The organism is Bacillus sp. PS95, from assembly GCF_037963565.1.
In the GTDB taxonomy this organism is placed as follows: Bacteria; Bacillota; Bacilli; order Bacillales; family Bacillaceae; genus Bacillus; species Bacillus subtilis.
On record NZ_CP150160.1, the window covers coordinates 2,780,461 to 2,796,666 of the forward strand.

Sequence of the window (16,206 nt, forward strand, 5' to 3'; positions counted from 1 at the left end):
CTATTGAACTCCCGATTATCTAGTTTTCCCTTTGAAAAGATGGATGTGCTCCAGTGCTTTCCCTGTTCCGATCGCTACACAATCAAGCGGATCTTCGGCGATAAGAACCGGCATTTTTGTTTCTTCGCTGATGACTTTGTCCAAATTGCGCAAAAGCGCTCCGCCGCCGGTTAACACTATACCTCTGTCCATGATATCTGCTGCAAGCTCAGGCGGTGTTTTTTCGAGTGTGCTCTTCACTGCTTCGACAATTGTAGATACAGTGTCGCGTAGAGCATTAGAAATCTCTTTTCCTGTAATTTCAATTGTTTTCGGCAGACCTGTCAGCAAATCGCGTCCGCGGATTTCCATGTTGTCGGATTCTTCAGGAGCTTCTGCAGATCCGATTTCCATTTTAATCGCTTCAGCCGTACGGTCACCGATCATCAGATTGTACGTTTTTCTGATGTAGTTGATAATCGCGTCATCCATCTCATCACCGGCTACACGGATTGACTGAGACGTTACGATGCCTCCGAGGGAAATAATCGCAACTTCTGTCGTACCGCCCCCGATATCAACAACCATGCTTCCAGTCGGTTCCCAAACTGGCAAATTGGCTCCGATTGCTGCGGCAAAAGGCTCTTCAATCGGATACGCGTCACGCGCTCCCGCCTGTCTTGTCGCATCGATAACAGCGCGTTCTTCAACAGCTGTAATGCCTGATGGGACACATACCATTACATATGGTTTTCTGGCAAACATGCCTTTATTTTTTATGGCCTGATTGATGTAATATTTCATCATCGTCGCCGTTGTTTCATAATCAGCGATAACGCCGTCTTTCATCGGGCGCAGAGCCACCACGTTGCCCGGTGTCCGTCCAATCATATTTTTCGCATCATTTCCGACAGCGACAATCGATTTCGTATCCGTCTGCAAAGCGACAACTGACGGCTCTCTCACAACAATTCCTTTTCCTTTTACAAAAACAAGCGTATTCGCAGTTCCAAGATCTATACCAAGGTCTCTAGCACCAATTCCAAACATATGTATGTATCTTCCTTTCTTAAAGCAAAAATACCCTAAAGGGAAAAACTCATAAACTCTATTATAGCTTAATTCGACGAAAAAAAAAGTGTTACAAATATCCTTTTTCCTTTAAACTCACAAATTTTTTATCCCCGATCACCAAATGGTCAAGCAGCTCGATGCCAATCAGGTTTCCGCATTCAAACAGCCGTCTTGTCACTTCAATATCTTCCCTGCTAGGCGTCGGATCTCCAGAAGGATGATTATGAACACAGATAAAGGAAGCGGCAGATCGTTTAAACGCTTCTTTAAACACCTCTCGCGGGTGGACAATAGATGAATTCAGGCTTCCGATAAATACGGTGCGTTTATGGATGACTTGATTTTTTGTATTTAAGTATAAACAGACAAAATGCTCCTGGGTTAAAAAGCGCATATCCTCCATGACAAGATTAGCGCCGTCTTCCGGGGAGCGAATAACGAAATGTTCTTCGTTGGCTAATTTATGAATCCGGCTTCCAAGCTCAACTGCTGCCAGTATTTGAATCGCTTTTACCATACCGATTCCCGGGATGCTTGACAGCTCTTCAACCGATGCTTCCTTGAGCAGGCGCAGCCCGTCAAATGAGCGCAGCAGCCGGTTTGACAGGTCCAAAACAGATTCGTGTTTAGTCCCTGTCCGCAATAATATAGCCAAAAGTTCATGATTCGCTAAGTTCTCGGCTCCGACTTTCAGGAGCCGTTCTCTTGGCTTTTCTCTCATTGGGAAATCTTTGAGTTTTAATGGCAGATCGTGTATGACCAAGCACTCCTTTTCTTTCCCTTCCCGTTTATAGAACCGTCATGCCCTTATATCAAAATGGCGAAGAGCTCTCATTGTTTTTGATATAGGAAGGCCCATGACTGAATAATAATCTCCGTCTATTTTCTTTACAAAAAGCGCGCCTCTTCCTTGGATGCCGTATGCACCTGCTTTATCCATCGGCTCTTTTGTTTCAATATACGTCCAAATCTCTTCTTCACTGAGGGACCAAAACGCAACTTCTGTCTTATCATAAAAAGTCTCGCTGTGATTTTCAGCTTGAATGCTGACCGCGGTTATTACTGAGTGACTTCGGCCTGATAGCCTCCGCAGCATAGAAGCAGCTTCTTCTTGATCCTGCGGTTTGCCAAGACATTCGCCGTCAAGGCATACCATTGTATCAGCACCGATAACGATTGCATGCGGGTGGAGATCAGCTACAGCCTTAGCTTTTTGTTTTGCCAACCATTGGACGTTTTCTTCTGGTGAAAAGTTTCGATTTAATTTTTCTTCTACTTCACTGACAATAATGGAGTAGGGCAGCTGGAGAAGATCGAGGAGTTCTTTCCTGCGCGGAGATTGTGATGCAAGTATTAGCGGTTTTGTCATGTTCGTCATCCTTTCAGGGTTTGCTTAAGAAAAAAAGATACTCGTTTATCCTACCAAATCACGAGGCTTGTCACAATTTCAGAAAAATAACTTTTTCATGACAAAATAAAAAAAGCCTGTCACTAAAGGACGAAGGCTCAGGGCACTATCTCTTATTTTACGACGGCTAACAGCTCCTGCTGAGCCTTCCACCCGGCTTCAGCACTTGGATCCTCTAATTCCTTTAAAGCCTGCAAAATCGCTTTTTTCTCTCCTGTTTCTGACGCTTTTATTTCACCAAGAGACTTTTCTATTTTCTCTACACTCGCTTTTGTAATGTCTTCGCCGAGAATCGCCTTTGCTGCAAGCTCCGCTGTTTCCTTAAAAGAATCTGTCATATCTGACTCTATTGATAAGGAAAGCTCCTTGCCTCCCCAGGCTTCAAAATCACTGTCGATTAAAACCTGTCCTAACTGCTGTGAGACATCCTTATCACTGGCTAAGCCCGCGATGACATACGTATACCCGTCATCCTTTGACAGTGACACGGCGGAATATCCTTTTTCGGTCAATTGTTCTGTTAACGTTTCGGCACCCTTTTCATTTGAAAATTTTCCGGCTTGTACAGCGTATGTTTTATATGTACCTTCAGTTCGCGCCGCTTGTTTTTCTGTGCCTGAAGTTTGTTTATCAGTTGAAGTATCCCCTGCTTTTGCCGTTTGGCTGCCTAGAGAATCCTCTAAAGAGGCCGGTGCTGACGCTTCTTTATTCCCCGATATGCTTAACGCGAATAGCCCTAATCCAGTGCCAATGACAGCCGCGAAGGCAATCGTCGCAGCCACTCTTTTTACTGGTTTGGCAGTCCCGGTCTTTCCTTTTGCATAAGACTTTGTTTTTTTCTTTTGATAAGGAGGAACAACTTTTGGATCCTCTTTAAACACCTTGTCCTCCTCGGAATCCCAATTGAATTCATCTTCATCAGGGTGTTCCTGGGATGCCGCAACCTCTTGTTCTGCCTGTCTTTTTTCCTCCCAATTTGAAAATGTCATGCTTCTATCTGCCTCTGTATCTGGTGTCTCTTGTTCGTAAACCGTCTCTTCTTTTCCATTAATCGTCACCTTGAGGGCTTTTTCTGCGGCTTTACTGTTTTTTTTATTCTTTCTTTTTTTCAATTCCGCTTCCTCCCTTCATTTGCTTGACCGTTCTTGTCGGCTTTTCATGCTACACACTTTAGCACAGGCAAAGAAAAAAAGAACAAGACTTTTGTCGCCTTGTCCAAAAAACGTTCGTCAAATTTTTCAGCAGTCAGCCCAATGCCATTTTGATATAAAAAGAAATGATAGAGTCACCGTATAAATAGGCTAAAATGCTCCCTGCGGCTATAGCGGGGGCAAAGGGAAGCGGCTGCCTTTTAGCGAGTCTACCAGTCAGAACGGCTGCCGCTCCATATAATGCACCTATCAAAACAGAAAAGAAAAAGGCAGCTGCCAGCATTTTCACACCAAGCACAAAGCCAATCACCACAAATAATTTAATATCTCCTCCCCCTACTCCCCCATGGGTGATTGCGGCAATTACAGCCAGAAATAGAAATCCGGCTGCCGCACCTAGCAGGCCTGCATACCAGGAATCAAGCGGAGAAATCAATCTCGCGGCCGCCAAAAAGGGAAGAAAGAAAATCAATATTCGATTTGGAATCAGCATAAAATGAATATCTGTCACTGCAACAATAATGAGAAGAGAGATAAACACCACAGCGGGAAACAGTTCCAGCGATGTGCCAAAGCGTATTCCTGCGGCAGCAAATAAACACGCTGTCACAAGCTCTGCTGCGGGATACATAAAAGAAATCCTATGCCCGCAGCTTTTACATTTACCTTTTTGAAATAGGAATGACAGGATGGGAATTAATTCTGCAGGAGTTAATGTCCGCCGGCAAAACGGGCATGATGAACGGGGCGCAATAATAGATAGATGTAAGGGGATACGGCACCCGGCCGTATAGTAAAAAGAACCAAGGATAAGTCCGAAGATAAAAAGAATGGATAGCATAGACAACACACCTTTACTCATTGAGTTCTGGTATGGATTGTAGCAAAAGGGACATCCTGAGCTCCAATTGGGAATATTCAATTTTACACATAAAAAAAAACGGCAGAATCTTTTTTTTTGATTCTGCCGGAGCCGGATGCTTTTATTTCAACCTTTTTCGAATGTCAGAAATAAAGTAAAGAGATCCGGTAATCAGCACAATTTCATTTGAGCCCTTTTTGCTTTCTATGAATTTGATCACATCGTCTGGATCTTCACTCCAGCTTTTATTGCTGATTTCACTTGCATCATAGAGATCTTTTGCAAGGGAAGCACGCGGGAAATCAAAAGAAGCAAAATGAATCGCATGAGCAATGGTTTCCAGTCTTTTAATCATGTTCTGATACGGTTTGTCCTTTAACGCGCTAAACACCACAGAAATGCGTGAATTGGCGAAACGCTGCTTCATCGTTTCCGCCAGCTTTTCAACACCTTCTTCGTTATGCGCACCGTCTAAATATACCGGAGGATGTTCCTGAACAAGCTCTAACCGTCCCGGCCAAGCAGCCTTCACAAGCCCGCTCCTTAACGCTTCGTCACTGATATGGGCGATATTCTCCTTATTGAGCCACTCCGCAGCCAAAATGGACAAAGCAGCATTTTGTCTTTGATGGGTGCCAATCAGAGATGTCCGAATATCTTCATAGCATTTCTCTTCCGTTTTGAATGAAAACTGTTCTCCTGCAGGCAGAGCCTCTTCATTGAAAATAACACATGCATCATGCAATGACTGGAACGGCGCAGCATGCCGTTCGGCTTCATGGCGGATGACCTGTAAAGCTTCCGGCTGGGTAACTGCTGTAACGATTGGAATACCTTCTTTAATAATACCGGCCTTTTCTCCTGCAATTTCTTCAATGGTGTTTCCCAAAATATTCATATGATCGTGTCCAATGCTTGTAATCACAGTTAAGAGCGGTTCAACCACATTAGTAGAATCGAATCTACCGCCCAGACCTGTTTCAAAAATAACAAAATCGACCTTATGAAACTCTGCAAAATATAAAAATGCACAAGCTGTCATAATTTCAAATTCTGTCGGCTGTCCGTATTCCGTTTGATCAAGGGCTTCAACGTGCGGTTTCATTTGATTGACGAGTGCTGTCCATTCCTCATCAGAAATCGGTATCCCGTTTACGCTGATCCGTTCATTAAACGTAATAATATAAGGCGATGTAAATGTTCCAACCGTATATCCGGCTTCCTGCAGCATAGAACGGATAAAAGCGACAGTTGATCCTTTACCGTTTGTTCCTGCAACGTGGAACGCTCGGATTTTTTTTTCAGGATGTCCTAACCGCGCCATCAGCTGTTTCATTCGGCCAAGTCCGGGCTTCACCCCGAATTTCAGCCTCCCGTGAATCCAGCTGCGCGCATCTTGATATGCAGTAAACAATGATAATCCCCTCTTTTATAAGACAAGGCGGTTTCTCTAGAAACCGCCCCGGCTTTTCATTAACCCTTCAGCTCAGCCATTCGTTTTTGAACAGCGTCACGCTTCGCCACATAATCTTTTTCTTTTTCACGTTCTTCATCAATTACGTGTGCAGGCGCTTTTTTCATAAATCCTTCATTTCCAAGTTTCTTTTGGACACGCTCAACTTCTTTTGTCAGTTTATCAAATTCTTTTTGCAGACGGGCAATTTCTTCATCAATATTGATTAAGCCTTCAAGCGGAAGAATAACCTCTGCTCCTGAGACAACGGCCGTCATCGCCTTATCAACAGCCTCAATATCGGTGCCGATTTTAAGCACGCTCGGATTCGTGAAGCGTTCAACATATGAACGGTTCGCTTCGAGGCGGGCTGCTATTTCGTCTGTGCTTGTTTTAATGTACAGTTCAACCTGCTTGCTCATTGGCGTATTGACTTCACTGCGGATATTGCGCACAGAACGGATCAGCTCAACAAGAAGCTTCATGTCAGCTGCAGCTTCAGTATCGGTATGCTCCGGCACTACTACAGGCCATTGACTTACTGTAATCGATTCCCCTTGGTGAGGAAGGTGCTGCCAAATTTCCTCCGTTAAGAATGGCATAAACGGATGGAGCAGACGCATCGTTTGATCAAGTACGTAAGCAAGGATGGAACGGGTAGTTTTCTTAGCCGCTTCGTCTTCTCCATAAAGCGGAAGCTTCGCCATTTCAATATACCAATCACAGAAATCATCCCAAATAAAGTTATATAAATGGCGTCCTACTTCACCAAATTCATATCGGTCAGCAAGCTGGGTCACGTGCTCGATCGTTTCATTTAATCGCGTTAAAATCCACTTGTCAGCGACTGACTTTTCGCCTGACAGATCAAGCTCATCGTACGTCATGCCATCCATATTCATTAATGCAAAACGGGAGGCGTTCCAAATTTTATTGGCAAAATTCCAGGTCGATTCCACTTTTTCATAGCTGAAGCGCAGATCCTGGCCAGGAGAGCTTCCAGTCGCAAGGAAATAACGCAGAGAATCGGCTCCGTACTTGTCAATCACATCCATCGGGTCGACACCGTTGCCAAGAGATTTACTCATTTTCCGGCCTTGCTCGTCACGGATTAAGCCGTGGATTAAAACATCTTTGAACGGGCGCTCGCCTGTAAATTCAATGCCTTGGAAAATCATGCGTGATACCCAGAAGAAAATGATATCGTACCCTGTCACGAGAACATCTGTCGGATAGTAGCGTTTAAAGTCTTCAGCCGTTACATCAGGCCAGCCCATTGTGGAGAAAGGCCATAGCGCAGAACTGAACCATGTATCCAGTACGTCTGTATCCTGTTCCCAATTTTCGCTGTCTTCCGGCGCTTCAAGCCCGACATATAGCTCGCCTGTTTCTTTATGATACCAGGCAGGAATACGATGGCCCCACCACAATTGACGGGAGATACACCAGTCGCGGATGTTTTCCATCCAGTGTAAATACGTTTTTTCGAAACGGTCAGGCACAAAGTTGACCTTTTCTTCTTTCTTTTGCAGCTCAATCGCTGCATCAGCAAGCGGCTGCATGCGCACAAACCATTGTGTAGAAAGATAAGGCTCCACAACAGCCCCGCTTCGTTCACTATGGCCGACAGAGTGCATATGATCCTCGATCTTGAAGAGAACTCCCGCCTCCTGTAAATCTTTCACGAGCTTTTTGCGGCATTCAAAACGATCCATACCTTGATATTGGAGCGCATTTTCATTCATCGTGCCATCTTCATTCATGACAAGGATGCGTTCTAAATTGTGTCGGTTGCCAAGCTCGAAGTCGTTCGGATCATGAGCAGGCGTAATTTTCACGGCACCAGACCCAAATTCCATATCAACATAGTCATCACCGACAATCGGAATTTCACGATTTACAATCGGCAGGATCACCGTTTTTCCGATAAGGTGTTTATAGCGCTCGTCTTCAGGGTGAACGGCAACAGCTGTATCACCGAGCATTGTTTCAGGACGTGTAGTCGCAATTTCAATTGAGCCTGAACCGTCAGCAAGCGGATAGCTCATATGATAGAATGCGCCTTGAACATCCTTGTAAATCACCTCAATGTCGGATAGGGCTGTTTTTGTCGCTGGGTCCCAGTTAATAATATATTCGCCTCTGTAGATCAGGCCTTTTTCATAAAGCTTAACGAATACTTCCCTTACCGCTTTGCTCAAGCCTTCATCCAGCGTAAAACGTTCACGGGAATAATCTAGGCCAAGACCTAATTTCGCCCACTGGCTGCGAATAAAGTCAGCATATTCTTCCTTCCACTTCCACGTTTCTTCGAGGAATTTTTCACGGCCTAAATCGTAGCGGGATTTGCCTTCTTCACGAAGTTTCGCCTCTACTTTAGCCTGTGTCGCGATGCCGGCGTGGTCCATGCCAGGAAGCCACAGCACATCATAGCCCTGCATGCGTTTCATTCTTGTTACAATGTCTTGCAGCGTTGTGTCCCATGCGTGGCCAAGGTGAAGTCTTCCTGTTACGTTTGGCGGCGGGATGACAACAGAGTATGGCTCTTTTGTCTGGTCACTGCCCGCTTCAAAAAATTTGCCTTTTAGCCAAAAATCATATCGGTCTTTTTCAACCGCTGCCGGATCATATTTCGTCGGCATTGTTTGTTCATTCGTTTCCATCATAACCCTCCAGCATGTTTAAAAATGGCTGAGAACGAAAAAAGAGCTCTTCATCCCTGTAAAAGGACGAAAAGCTCTTTCGCGGTACCACCTTTTTTCATGAACTCTATCAGTTCATGCACTTATAACGGATAACGGGTGTTTCCCGAATTTCTCTACTCTTCTTTCAAGAAATTATGCTCCCGGGCGACCTTCCAATCAGACAACATAAGAAGCCTTTCAGCAAACGGCTTCTCTCTCTGCATGCGCCTTTTTTGTACTCTTCCCGTTCTAAGCAGGTGTATTTATCAGCTCATTGTACATTATTTATGTTCTTTATTATAGTAAAAGTGTTTTTGATTCGTCAATCATCTTTTCCAAAAACACCGCTTTCTATACAGATGGGCAGGCACCTATTGCCCAAGTTTACATATGATGCTTGTAAATGCGTAGAGGAGGATGCACCGTGAAGAAACGTTTCAGCTCTTATTCACTGCCGCCATGGGTAAGGCAAATTCGGCTTGTATCCGCACAAGTGATTATTCCCATTACGATTTTTCAAGGAATCAGAACCATTTTCTTTCCGACAACCTTTGATGTTTTGCTGCTCGCAATCCTAATCTTTTTAGCTTGCGCCCTTCATTTAGAATGGATATAAACAAACAAGTCCGCGCCATTAAGACGTGGACTCGTTTTCAGCCTGAAATTTTTTCTCTTGTTCAATCTGATGAATTTTCATCACAAACGGCTCTATGTTTTTCATTTGCCAATAAGCCTTTAATAATTGTGTACATTCCTCTTTTTCATGCTGTCTTTTCCCAGTTTGATAACCGTTCAGCACCTTGTACATGGCTGCCGGATATGCCATATAGCTGAGAAAAAGACTGACTTCCGCTTCACGCAAAGGGAATGATTTCGTATATCCATAAAACCATTCGACGCATTCCGGACAAGCTTTCGGAAAGCCTCTGAACATTTTTGTATAAAAGCCGAGCAGGTCGTTTTGCGGCGGACCGACAGATGCTCTTTCGAAGTTTGTAAAATATCCGGTCCCGGCGTCATTATACAGAAAATGGTGTATAGACAGGCTGCCGTGGTTCATTACAACCCTTGAAACGTCCTTTTCCTTTGCGGACTCATACCAGTCCTCCAGCCGTTCCAGCGCAAAGTTCACCGCGGAAATGGTTTCTGAAAAATAGGTTATGGCCTGGAGTTCAAAAGGAGAAAGGTACCATTCCTTCTCCGCTCTATCCACAAACTGCTCATAGAAAATTTTATCTTGTTCCCACTTTTTTTTCGTTTGCCCGTAATAACGTTCAATCTCATCACGTCTAATCTTTAGTTCCTGCGCGGTTCTCTCGTGAAGACGGGCTGTTTCTCTAAATAAATAAGCATGTTTCTGATCCCGTTCTTCCTCTTGGTCAAATTGGAGCCAAGGCATTAAATAGTAGGTATCTCCGTATTGTATACCTGCTGAGAAAAACTCACCGCTATTTGTTCTGTACACGGGAACGAATGAACGAAAGCCTTTTTCCTCAATCGCCACCATATGATCTGTAAAATGCTTGCCGCGACCCTCTTTCAATTTTTTCAGGGCAAATACGCCGTAGTCTGTATACACTTTCCAAACAAGAGGACTGACAGGCTCAATAAATTGAGCAGTCAGTCCGTATTCCCGAAGAACCGATTGGGTATCTTCCATTTCATTCACCACATTTTCCGATCACTTACGGTTTACGCATGGCTATTTTTATATTGAGGAATATAGAGAATCTGTCCTGCTTTTAATTCATCATCCAAGGCTAAAGAATTCATCCTGATCAGCTGCTGGGATGTAATTTCATACCGTTCGCATAAACGCTCGATCGTATCTTCCTGCTGCACAATACAAATTTTCATTCTCGAAAACTCATCCGCTTCTTTTGTAAAGAGTTTTGTTAAATAAAGAGAATTATCACTTTCCTTTGTTTGAGGTTCCTTCGTTTCAGCAGCAGGAGCAACCCTAGGAACAGCATCCGTTTCCTTCCTTTCAGTCTCAGAAGATTCAGGCAGCTGGAAGGATTGAAAAGGTGTTTCTTCCTTAGGCTCTTCAGCTGATGGTGTTTTTCTCACTTCAATTTCGAAGCTCTCTTCCTCTTGTTCTTCCTCCTCCAGCAGCTTAGGCGCTGAATAAAAAGAATCCTCCTCTTCTTGTTCAGGCAGGAAGGTACGGTATGCCGGTTCAGGCAATTCTTCTTGAGATGCCTCCTCCGAGCTTGTTTTTTGATTGAAATGGAAATGTAAATCGGCTTTGTCATTCTCCACATATACAGCTGAAGCTGTTTCTCTGCTATCTTCTATGGAGAGAGCGGTCTCTGATACACTCTCCAAAGCTTCATCCGGTTCCGCCTCTTCATGGCAAAGCGCAGGATCAGCCTGATCCGATTGAGCTGCTTCTTCATTTTGAGCCTCTTGGCGCAGCGCATATTCATGATTAGGAGACACTGTTGTTTCCTCTTTTTCCTCTGCAATCACAGTCTCTGAATGAAGCTCAGCTTCCAAAGCAGGCGATTCTTCTGCTCCAGCGTGTTCACGAGGCTCAGTCTCTGCTGAAGAGTCTGCTTCTTCACGAACATCCGCTATTGCAGCTGCCGGCTCAGCCGTTTCTTTTTTTGCTTTAACGATCTCTTGAATCTCTATTTCTGAAGGATCAGGTTCTGGCTCAGATTCTTCTGTTTCCGATTCAGCACGAACCTCCTTTTCCGCAGCAAGCTCTTCTGACTCTTCTTCCTCTTTCACATCTTCTCTGGCCTCTGGATCTGAAGCAACCGATTCAGGCGGCTCAGATTCTGCTTTTTCTGTCTCCAGTTCTTCACGGAGCCCCGCTTTCGAGATAAAAAGTTCTGGCGGTTCGGCTGGCGGTTCATGCTGAAGAACTGCTTCCTCTGCCGATGATGCACCCGGTTTTTCTACTACACTATGTGCCGGCGGCTCTGAAAGCTCTTCCTCCCTGAATGCCGCAGGAGCTTCATATAAAGGTATCTCCGGCTCTTTGTCTTGCGTATCGTCCAAAAGCCCTTCGATCGCTAAATCAGCTTGAATTGTTAAAATGCGCGAATCCGTCAATTGATAGTCAAATGCGTCAATAAAGACGAAGACATCCTGTAAATGGCTCACTTTATTTTTCGGAATGGTAATATCCACAGGAAAACAGTGAGTCAGTTCCGCACTTCCATCCTCTCTCTTTCTGACTTGTTCAACAAACCGCTTATCTGTATAAATCTCTTCGGTATGTTTGTTTTGATCTATGTTGTACTCACCTGTAAGTTCAAGCGATCCTATGATTGATACATAATCATTTACTTCCTGAACCCTAATATCAGGATCTAATGAAATAGAAAGCAGTTCAGAAACTTCCTGTCCTTTTTGGAAACAGATCGATTCTTCTACAGAAAATTGCAATCGATGATTTTGCGGCAAGTTCATATCCTCCTTTCATCTAATCCTTAAAATTAGATGTCACTAAAGGTGTATGTATGAACTGGAGAAAATATGAGTGGCAGAGCACGAAAAAACCGGCACAAGGAGTCCTTGATACCGGTTTTCACTCTTATCTGCGGCTGATCTCAGCAAATACTTTCTCAGCTGCCTGGATTGTGTTTTCAATATCTTCATCAGTATGGACCGTTGAGAGGAAAAGACCTTCGAATTGTGATGGCGGAAGGAATACCCCTTCATTTGCCATCCCTTTATAATAGCTTGCGAACAGCTTCAAATCAGATGATTTCGCCGTTTCATAATTGATGACTGGTTCGTTTGTAAAGAAGAAACCGATCATCGAACCTGCACGGTTAAAGGTATGCGGAATGCCATGAGCCTCGGCGGCTTTTGAAATTCCTTCTTCCAGTCTGTCGCCTTTTTTGATGAATTTCTTGTAGGAATCAGGTGTCAGCTGTTTCAATGTCTCTAAGCCAGCCGTCATCGCAAGCGGGTTGCCTGATAATGTACCAGCTTGATAGATCGGGCCGCTTGGAGCGATCTGCTCCATGATTTCTGCCTTTCCGCCATAAGCGCCGACAGGAAGTCCGCCCCCGATTACTTTTCCTAAACAAGTCAGATCAGGCGTTACGCCGAAGTAGCCTTGAGCGCAGTTATAATCGACCCGGAAGCCAGTCATCACTTCATCAAAAATCAGCAGGGAGCCGTACTGCTCAGTGATATCACGCAGACCCTGCAGGAAACCTTCTTGCGGCGGAACAACACCCATATTTCCGGCAACTGGCTCTACAATGACTCCTGCAATGTCTTCACCGAATTGCTGGAAAGCAAGCTTTACACTTTCTAAATCATTGTACGGAACGGTGATGGTGTTTTTCGCAATGCCTTCAGGCACCCCCGGGCTGTCAGGCAGACCGAGAGTGGCAACACCTGAACCAGCTTTAATCAAGAGAGAATCGCCGTGTCCGTGGTAGCAGCCCTCAAATTTTAAAATCTTGTTGCGGCCCGTATAGCCCCTTGCCAAACGGAGGGCACTCATTGTAGCCTCTGTTCCGGAGCTTACCATTCGTACAATTTCTACAGATGGCACACGATCAATGACGAGCTTAGCCAGTTCATTTTCTACTTCAGTCGGAGCACCGAAGCTTGTCCCGTATTCAGCCACTTTTTTGAGGCTTTCTACGACGCGGTCATTTGTATGCCCTAAAATTAAAGGCCCCCATGACAAGACGTAGTCAATATATTCATTCCCGTCAATATCAAAGATTTTCGAGCCTTTTCCGCGCTCCATAAAAATCGGGTCCATGTCTACCGATTTAAATGCGCGAACGGGACTGTTCACACCGCCCGGCATGAGTTTTTGCGCTTCTTTAAAAGCCGTTTTTGATTTTTCATAGCTTCTCATCTGCCTCAACTCCTGTCAACTGAATAAAATTACTCCGCAAGCCATTTCGCTGCGTCTTTCGCATGATACGTAATAATCAGGTCGGCACCCGCGCGCTTCATGCTTGTCAAAATTTCCAACACAATTTCTTTTTCTTTGATCCAGCCGTTCTGCGCTGCAGCCTTCACCATTGAATACTCTCCGCTTACATTATAAGCGACGAGCGGCAAAGTAAACTCATTTTTTACGTCACGCATGATATCCATATAAGAAAGCGAAGGTTTGACAATCAAAAAGTCCGCGCCTTCCTCGACATCTGATTGTGCTTCGCGGAGTGCCTCCATACGGTTGGCAGGGTCCATCTGATATGTTTTGCGGTCTCCGAATTGCGGTGTGCTGTTTGCTGCATCACGGAACGGACCGTAAAACTCGCTAGAATATTTCACAGCGTAAGACATGATTGGAATATTGACGAATCCTTCTTTATCAAGTGCTTCTCTGATCACTGTAACAAATCCGTCCATCATGTTTGATGGCGCAATGATATCCGCACCTGCTTTCGCTTGGCTGACAGCTGTCTGCGCCAAAAGTTCCAGCGATTCATCATTGAGGATGACCCCGTCTTTGACCAGTCCGCAATGGCCGTGGTCTGTATATTCACACAGGCACGTGTCAGCGACAACAACCATTTCAGGGAAGTGTTCTTTAATTTCTGTGATGGCTTTTTGGACAATTCCGTGATCATGGTACGCTTGTGTTCCGCAATCATCTTTTTCTTCCGGGATGCCGAACACGATAACAGATTGAATGCCCAGTTTGACCAGCTCCGCTACTTCATCCTTCAATAAATCTAATGATACATGGTAAACATCAGGCATTGACGGAACAGCTTTTTTGCCTTCCAGCCCTTCAACGACAAAAATCGGATAAATAAAATCTGATGGATGCAAACGTGTTTCCTTTACCATTTCTCTCATTGCTTTTGATGTCCGCAGGCGGCGGTGTCTATTAAATGATTGACTCATATTCTCTCTTCCTCTCTTGACATGCTGCACATTAATTCAAGCATGCCATCTATTGTAAATGTATTAGGCGTATGCGATGTGATGCCGTACGTCAGAAGGGCATCATTTGTTAAAGGTCCAATGCTGATACAGGCCGTCCCATTCGCCTTCCACTTTTTTAATTCTTCTCCCAAGACATGCATAAACGTATGTACGGTTGATGAACTCGTAAATGTTACATAGTCAAAGGAATATTGACCCGCAGCGTCTTTCAGTGCCTCAATGCCTTCTTCATCCGGAATCGTTTCGTAGAGAACCCATTCCTTTACTTCAAAACCGAGCGGGACAAGCTCTTGTTTTATCACATCACGTGACAAATTCCCTTTCATCACGGTAATGGGCTCCCCCGGTTCAGCATGCTGCTTAAGAGCGTCAGCCAATTGTTCAGCAATATACTCCTGTGGCATCACATCAACCGATACGTTATGCGTTTTTAAACGGCGGGCGGTTTTTTCACCGACGGCTGCAATTTTTTTATGCGCAGGGAGAATAAGCTGATTTTCCTTCAGATAAGAAAAAAAGAAGTCTGCCCCGTTCACACTTGTAAAAACAAGCCAGCCTGGCGCGGCAAGATCCTCTCTTACCTGTTCCGCAACATCATTCGGCAAAGCGCGGCGAAACGTAATCAAAGAGGTTAAAACCGCTTTACCGCCAAGCGCCTCCACTTTTTGCTGAAATGATGTTGCCTGTGCCTTATTCCGGGTGACAAGCACTGTTTTTCCTTTCAACGGAAAATCATTTTCCATCCTCATCAAGCTCCCGTTTTACACGATCAATTAAATCTTTTGCTCCTTTGTCAGCCATAAGAGCGGCACAGCGCTTTCCTACTTCCTCAGGATCGTTTCCGGTGACGGTTTCTTTAAAAATGATTTTGCCGTCAGGTGAAGCGACAAGACCTGTCATTTCAATTTCATCCTGTCCATTTAACACGGAGTAGCCCGCGATCGGAACCTGGCAGCCGCCCTCCATCGCGTTTAAAAAAGCACGTTCCGCTAAGACAGTCCGTTTTGTATATTCATCTGTAAACTGAGAAAACAACGCCAACAGCTCTTCATCCGATTCTCGGCACTCAATCGCCAGTGCTCCCTGCCCCACAGCAGGCAAACAGCGCTCAGGCTCAAGGAATTCGGTTACGACATCTTGCTTCCACCCCATTCTAGAAAGTCCTGCAGCCGCTAAAATAATCGCGTCATAATCCTCTGTTTCCAGCTTTTGAAGCCTTGTATCTATATTACCTCTAATCCATTTAATTGTAAGGTCAGGGCGCTCAATCAAAAGCTGTGCGCTTCTTCTTAAACTGCTTGTGCCAATGACAGCACCTTCCTTCATTTCTGAAAGCTTTACGCGATTCTTTGAAATAAGGGCATCACGCGGGTCCTCCCGTTCAGGAATACAGCCGATCACAAGGCCTTCAGGCAAAACAGCAGGCATGTCCTTCATGCTGTGCACCGCCATATCAATCTCTTCGTTTAAAAGCGTTTGTTCAATTTCTTTGACAAAAAGCCCTTTTCCACCCACTTTTGAGAGTGTAACATCGACAATCCGGTCGCCCTTTGTCACGATCTCTTTAATTTCAAAAGCAAACGAAGGATTGATTTCCTTCAGTTTTTGAATAACCCATTTTGTTTGAGTCATAGCGAGTTTGCTTCGTCTGGAACCTACTTTAATCGTTCTCATCATTTCTTTCCTCCCGAATCTGCTTGGGACATCGT

At 44.7% G+C, this 16,206-nt stretch carries 14 protein-coding genes and 1 other annotated feature; of the genes, 1 reads left to right on the forward strand and 13 read right to left on the reverse strand.

The genetic code is table 11. The annotated features are described in order from the left end of the window. Nucleotides 1-15: 15 nt before the first annotated feature. The 7 genes from mreB to valS form a co-directional block, all read right to left on the reverse strand. Complete coding sequence (gene mreB / locus NSQ12_RS14535; RefSeq protein ID WP_003229650.1) at nt 16-1,029, reverse strand: cell shape-determining protein MreB; 1,014 nt, start codon at nt 1,027-1,029, stop codon at nt 16-18. Between the two features lie 91 nt (nt 1,030-1,120). Beyond that, the gene (radC, locus tag NSQ12_RS14540; protein ID WP_041351757.1) at nt 1,121-1,816 is read right to left on the reverse strand and encodes a DNA repair protein RadC; all 696 of its coding nucleotides are present in this window, start codon (nt 1,814-1,816) and stop codon (nt 1,121-1,123) included. Between the two features lie 36 nt (nt 1,817-1,852). Beyond that, on the reverse strand, nt 1,853-2,422 hold the full coding sequence (locus NSQ12_RS14545; RefSeq protein WP_004398496.1) for a Maf family nucleotide pyrophosphatase: 570 nt from the start codon (nt 2,420-2,422) through the stop codon (nt 1,853-1,855). Between the two features lie 152 nt (nt 2,423-2,574). Beyond that, nucleotides 2,575-3,573, reverse strand: coding sequence for a stage II sporulation protein SpoIIB (spoIIB, locus tag NSQ12_RS14550; RefSeq protein WP_230488304.1), 999 nt, complete (start codon nt 3,571-3,573; stop codon nt 2,575-2,577). Between the two features lie 133 nt (nt 3,574-3,706). Next, nucleotides 3,707-4,453, reverse strand: a complete 747-nt coding sequence (locus NSQ12_RS14555; protein ID WP_163138233.1) for an A24 family peptidase — start codon at nt 4,451-4,453, stop codon at nt 3,707-3,709. 142 nt (nt 4,454-4,595) lie between these two features. Then, nucleotides 4,596-5,888: a folylpolyglutamate synthase/dihydrofolate synthase family protein gene (locus tag NSQ12_RS14560; RefSeq protein ID WP_003229640.1), complete on the reverse strand. Its 1,293-nt coding sequence runs from the start codon at nt 5,886-5,888 to the stop codon at nt 4,596-4,598. A 59-nt stretch (nt 5,889-5,947) separates the two neighbouring features. After that, nucleotides 5,948-8,590: a valine--tRNA ligase gene (gene valS, locus NSQ12_RS14565; protein ID WP_017697542.1), complete on the reverse strand. Its 2,643-nt coding sequence runs from the start codon at nt 8,588-8,590 to the stop codon at nt 5,948-5,950. Between the two features lie 59 nt (nt 8,591-8,649). After that, nucleotides 8,650-8,872: a binding site (T-box leader), on the reverse strand. A gap of 163 nt (nt 8,873-9,035) precedes the next feature. On the opposite strand from valS, the gene NSQ12_RS14570 reads away from it, so the two are divergent. Then, nucleotides 9,036-9,227 (forward strand): hypothetical protein, encoded by a 192-nt coding sequence (locus NSQ12_RS14570; protein WP_003222590.1) that lies wholly within the window; start codon nt 9,036-9,038, stop codon nt 9,225-9,227. A gap of 18 nt (nt 9,228-9,245) precedes the next feature. Here NSQ12_RS14570 and cotN read toward each other — a convergent pair whose 3' ends face one another. From cotN to hemC, 6 genes are all read right to left on the reverse strand, one after another. Then, nucleotides 9,246-10,271, reverse strand: coding sequence for a spore coat protein CotN (cotN, locus tag NSQ12_RS14575; RefSeq protein WP_110109451.1), 1,026 nt, complete (start codon nt 10,269-10,271; stop codon nt 9,246-9,248). A 32-nt stretch (nt 10,272-10,303) separates the two neighbouring features. Then, nucleotides 10,304-12,028: a spore coat morphogenetic protein SpoVID gene (spoVID, locus tag NSQ12_RS14580; RefSeq protein ID WP_110109452.1), complete on the reverse strand. Its 1,725-nt coding sequence runs from the start codon at nt 12,026-12,028 to the stop codon at nt 10,304-10,306. 130 nt (nt 12,029-12,158) lie between these two features. Further along, nucleotides 12,159-13,451 carry a glutamate-1-semialdehyde 2,1-aminomutase gene (gene hemL, locus NSQ12_RS14585; RefSeq protein ID WP_163138232.1) on the reverse strand — a complete coding sequence of 431 codons (1,293 nt, stop codon included), beginning with the start codon at nt 13,449-13,451 and terminating at the stop codon, nt 12,159-12,161. 29 nt (nt 13,452-13,480) lie between these two features. Beyond that, nucleotides 13,481-14,455, reverse strand: a complete 975-nt coding sequence (gene hemB, locus NSQ12_RS14590) for a porphobilinogen synthase (protein ID WP_015483525.1) — start codon at nt 14,453-14,455, stop codon at nt 13,481-13,483. Further along, nucleotides 14,452-15,240 carry a uroporphyrinogen-III synthase gene (gene hemD / locus NSQ12_RS14595; RefSeq protein WP_042975049.1) on the reverse strand — a complete coding sequence of 263 codons (789 nt, stop codon included), beginning with the start codon at nt 15,238-15,240 and terminating at the stop codon, nt 14,452-14,454. The genes hemB and hemD overlap by 4 nt, the downstream gene beginning before the upstream one ends. After that, complete coding sequence (gene hemC / locus NSQ12_RS14600) at nt 15,230-16,174, reverse strand: hydroxymethylbilane synthase (RefSeq protein ID WP_163138306.1); 945 nt, start codon at nt 16,172-16,174, stop codon at nt 15,230-15,232. Before hemC ends, hemD begins: the two co-directional genes overlap by 11 nt. Nucleotides 16,175-16,206: the final 32 nt, after the last annotated feature.

Bases quoted from the DNA above. Each gene is read 5' to 3' on its own strand.
- mreB (WP_003229650.1), bottom strand. From the start codon at position 1,029: ATGTTTGGAATTGGTGCTAGAGACCTTGGTATAGATCTTGGAACTGCG.
- NSQ12_RS14545 (WP_004398496.1), bottom strand. From the start codon at position 2,422: ATGACAAAACCGCTAATACTTGCATCACAATCTCCGCGCAGGAAAGAA.
- NSQ12_RS14555 (WP_163138233.1), bottom strand. From the start codon at position 4,453: ATGCTATCCATTCTTTTTATCTTCGGACTTATCCTTGGTTCTTTTTAC.
- valS (WP_017697542.1), bottom strand. From the start codon at position 8,590: ATGGAAACGAATGAACAAACAATGCCGACGAAATATGATCCGGCAGCG.
- cotN (WP_110109451.1), bottom strand. From the start codon at position 10,271: ATGGAAGATACCCAATCGGTTCTTCGGGAATACGGACTGACTGCTCAA.
- hemL (WP_163138232.1), bottom strand. From the start codon at position 13,451: ATGAGAAGCTATGAAAAATCAAAAACGGCTTTTAAAGAAGCGCAAAAA.
- hemB (WP_015483525.1), bottom strand. From the start codon at position 14,455: ATGAGTCAATCATTTAATAGACACCGCCGCCTGCGGACATCAAAAGCA.
- hemD (WP_042975049.1), bottom strand. From the start codon at position 15,240: ATGGAAAATGATTTTCCGTTGAAAGGAAAAACAGTGCTTGTCACCCGG.
- hemC (WP_163138306.1), bottom strand. From the start codon at position 16,174: ATGATGAGAACGATTAAAGTAGGTTCCAGACGAAGCAAACTCGCTATG.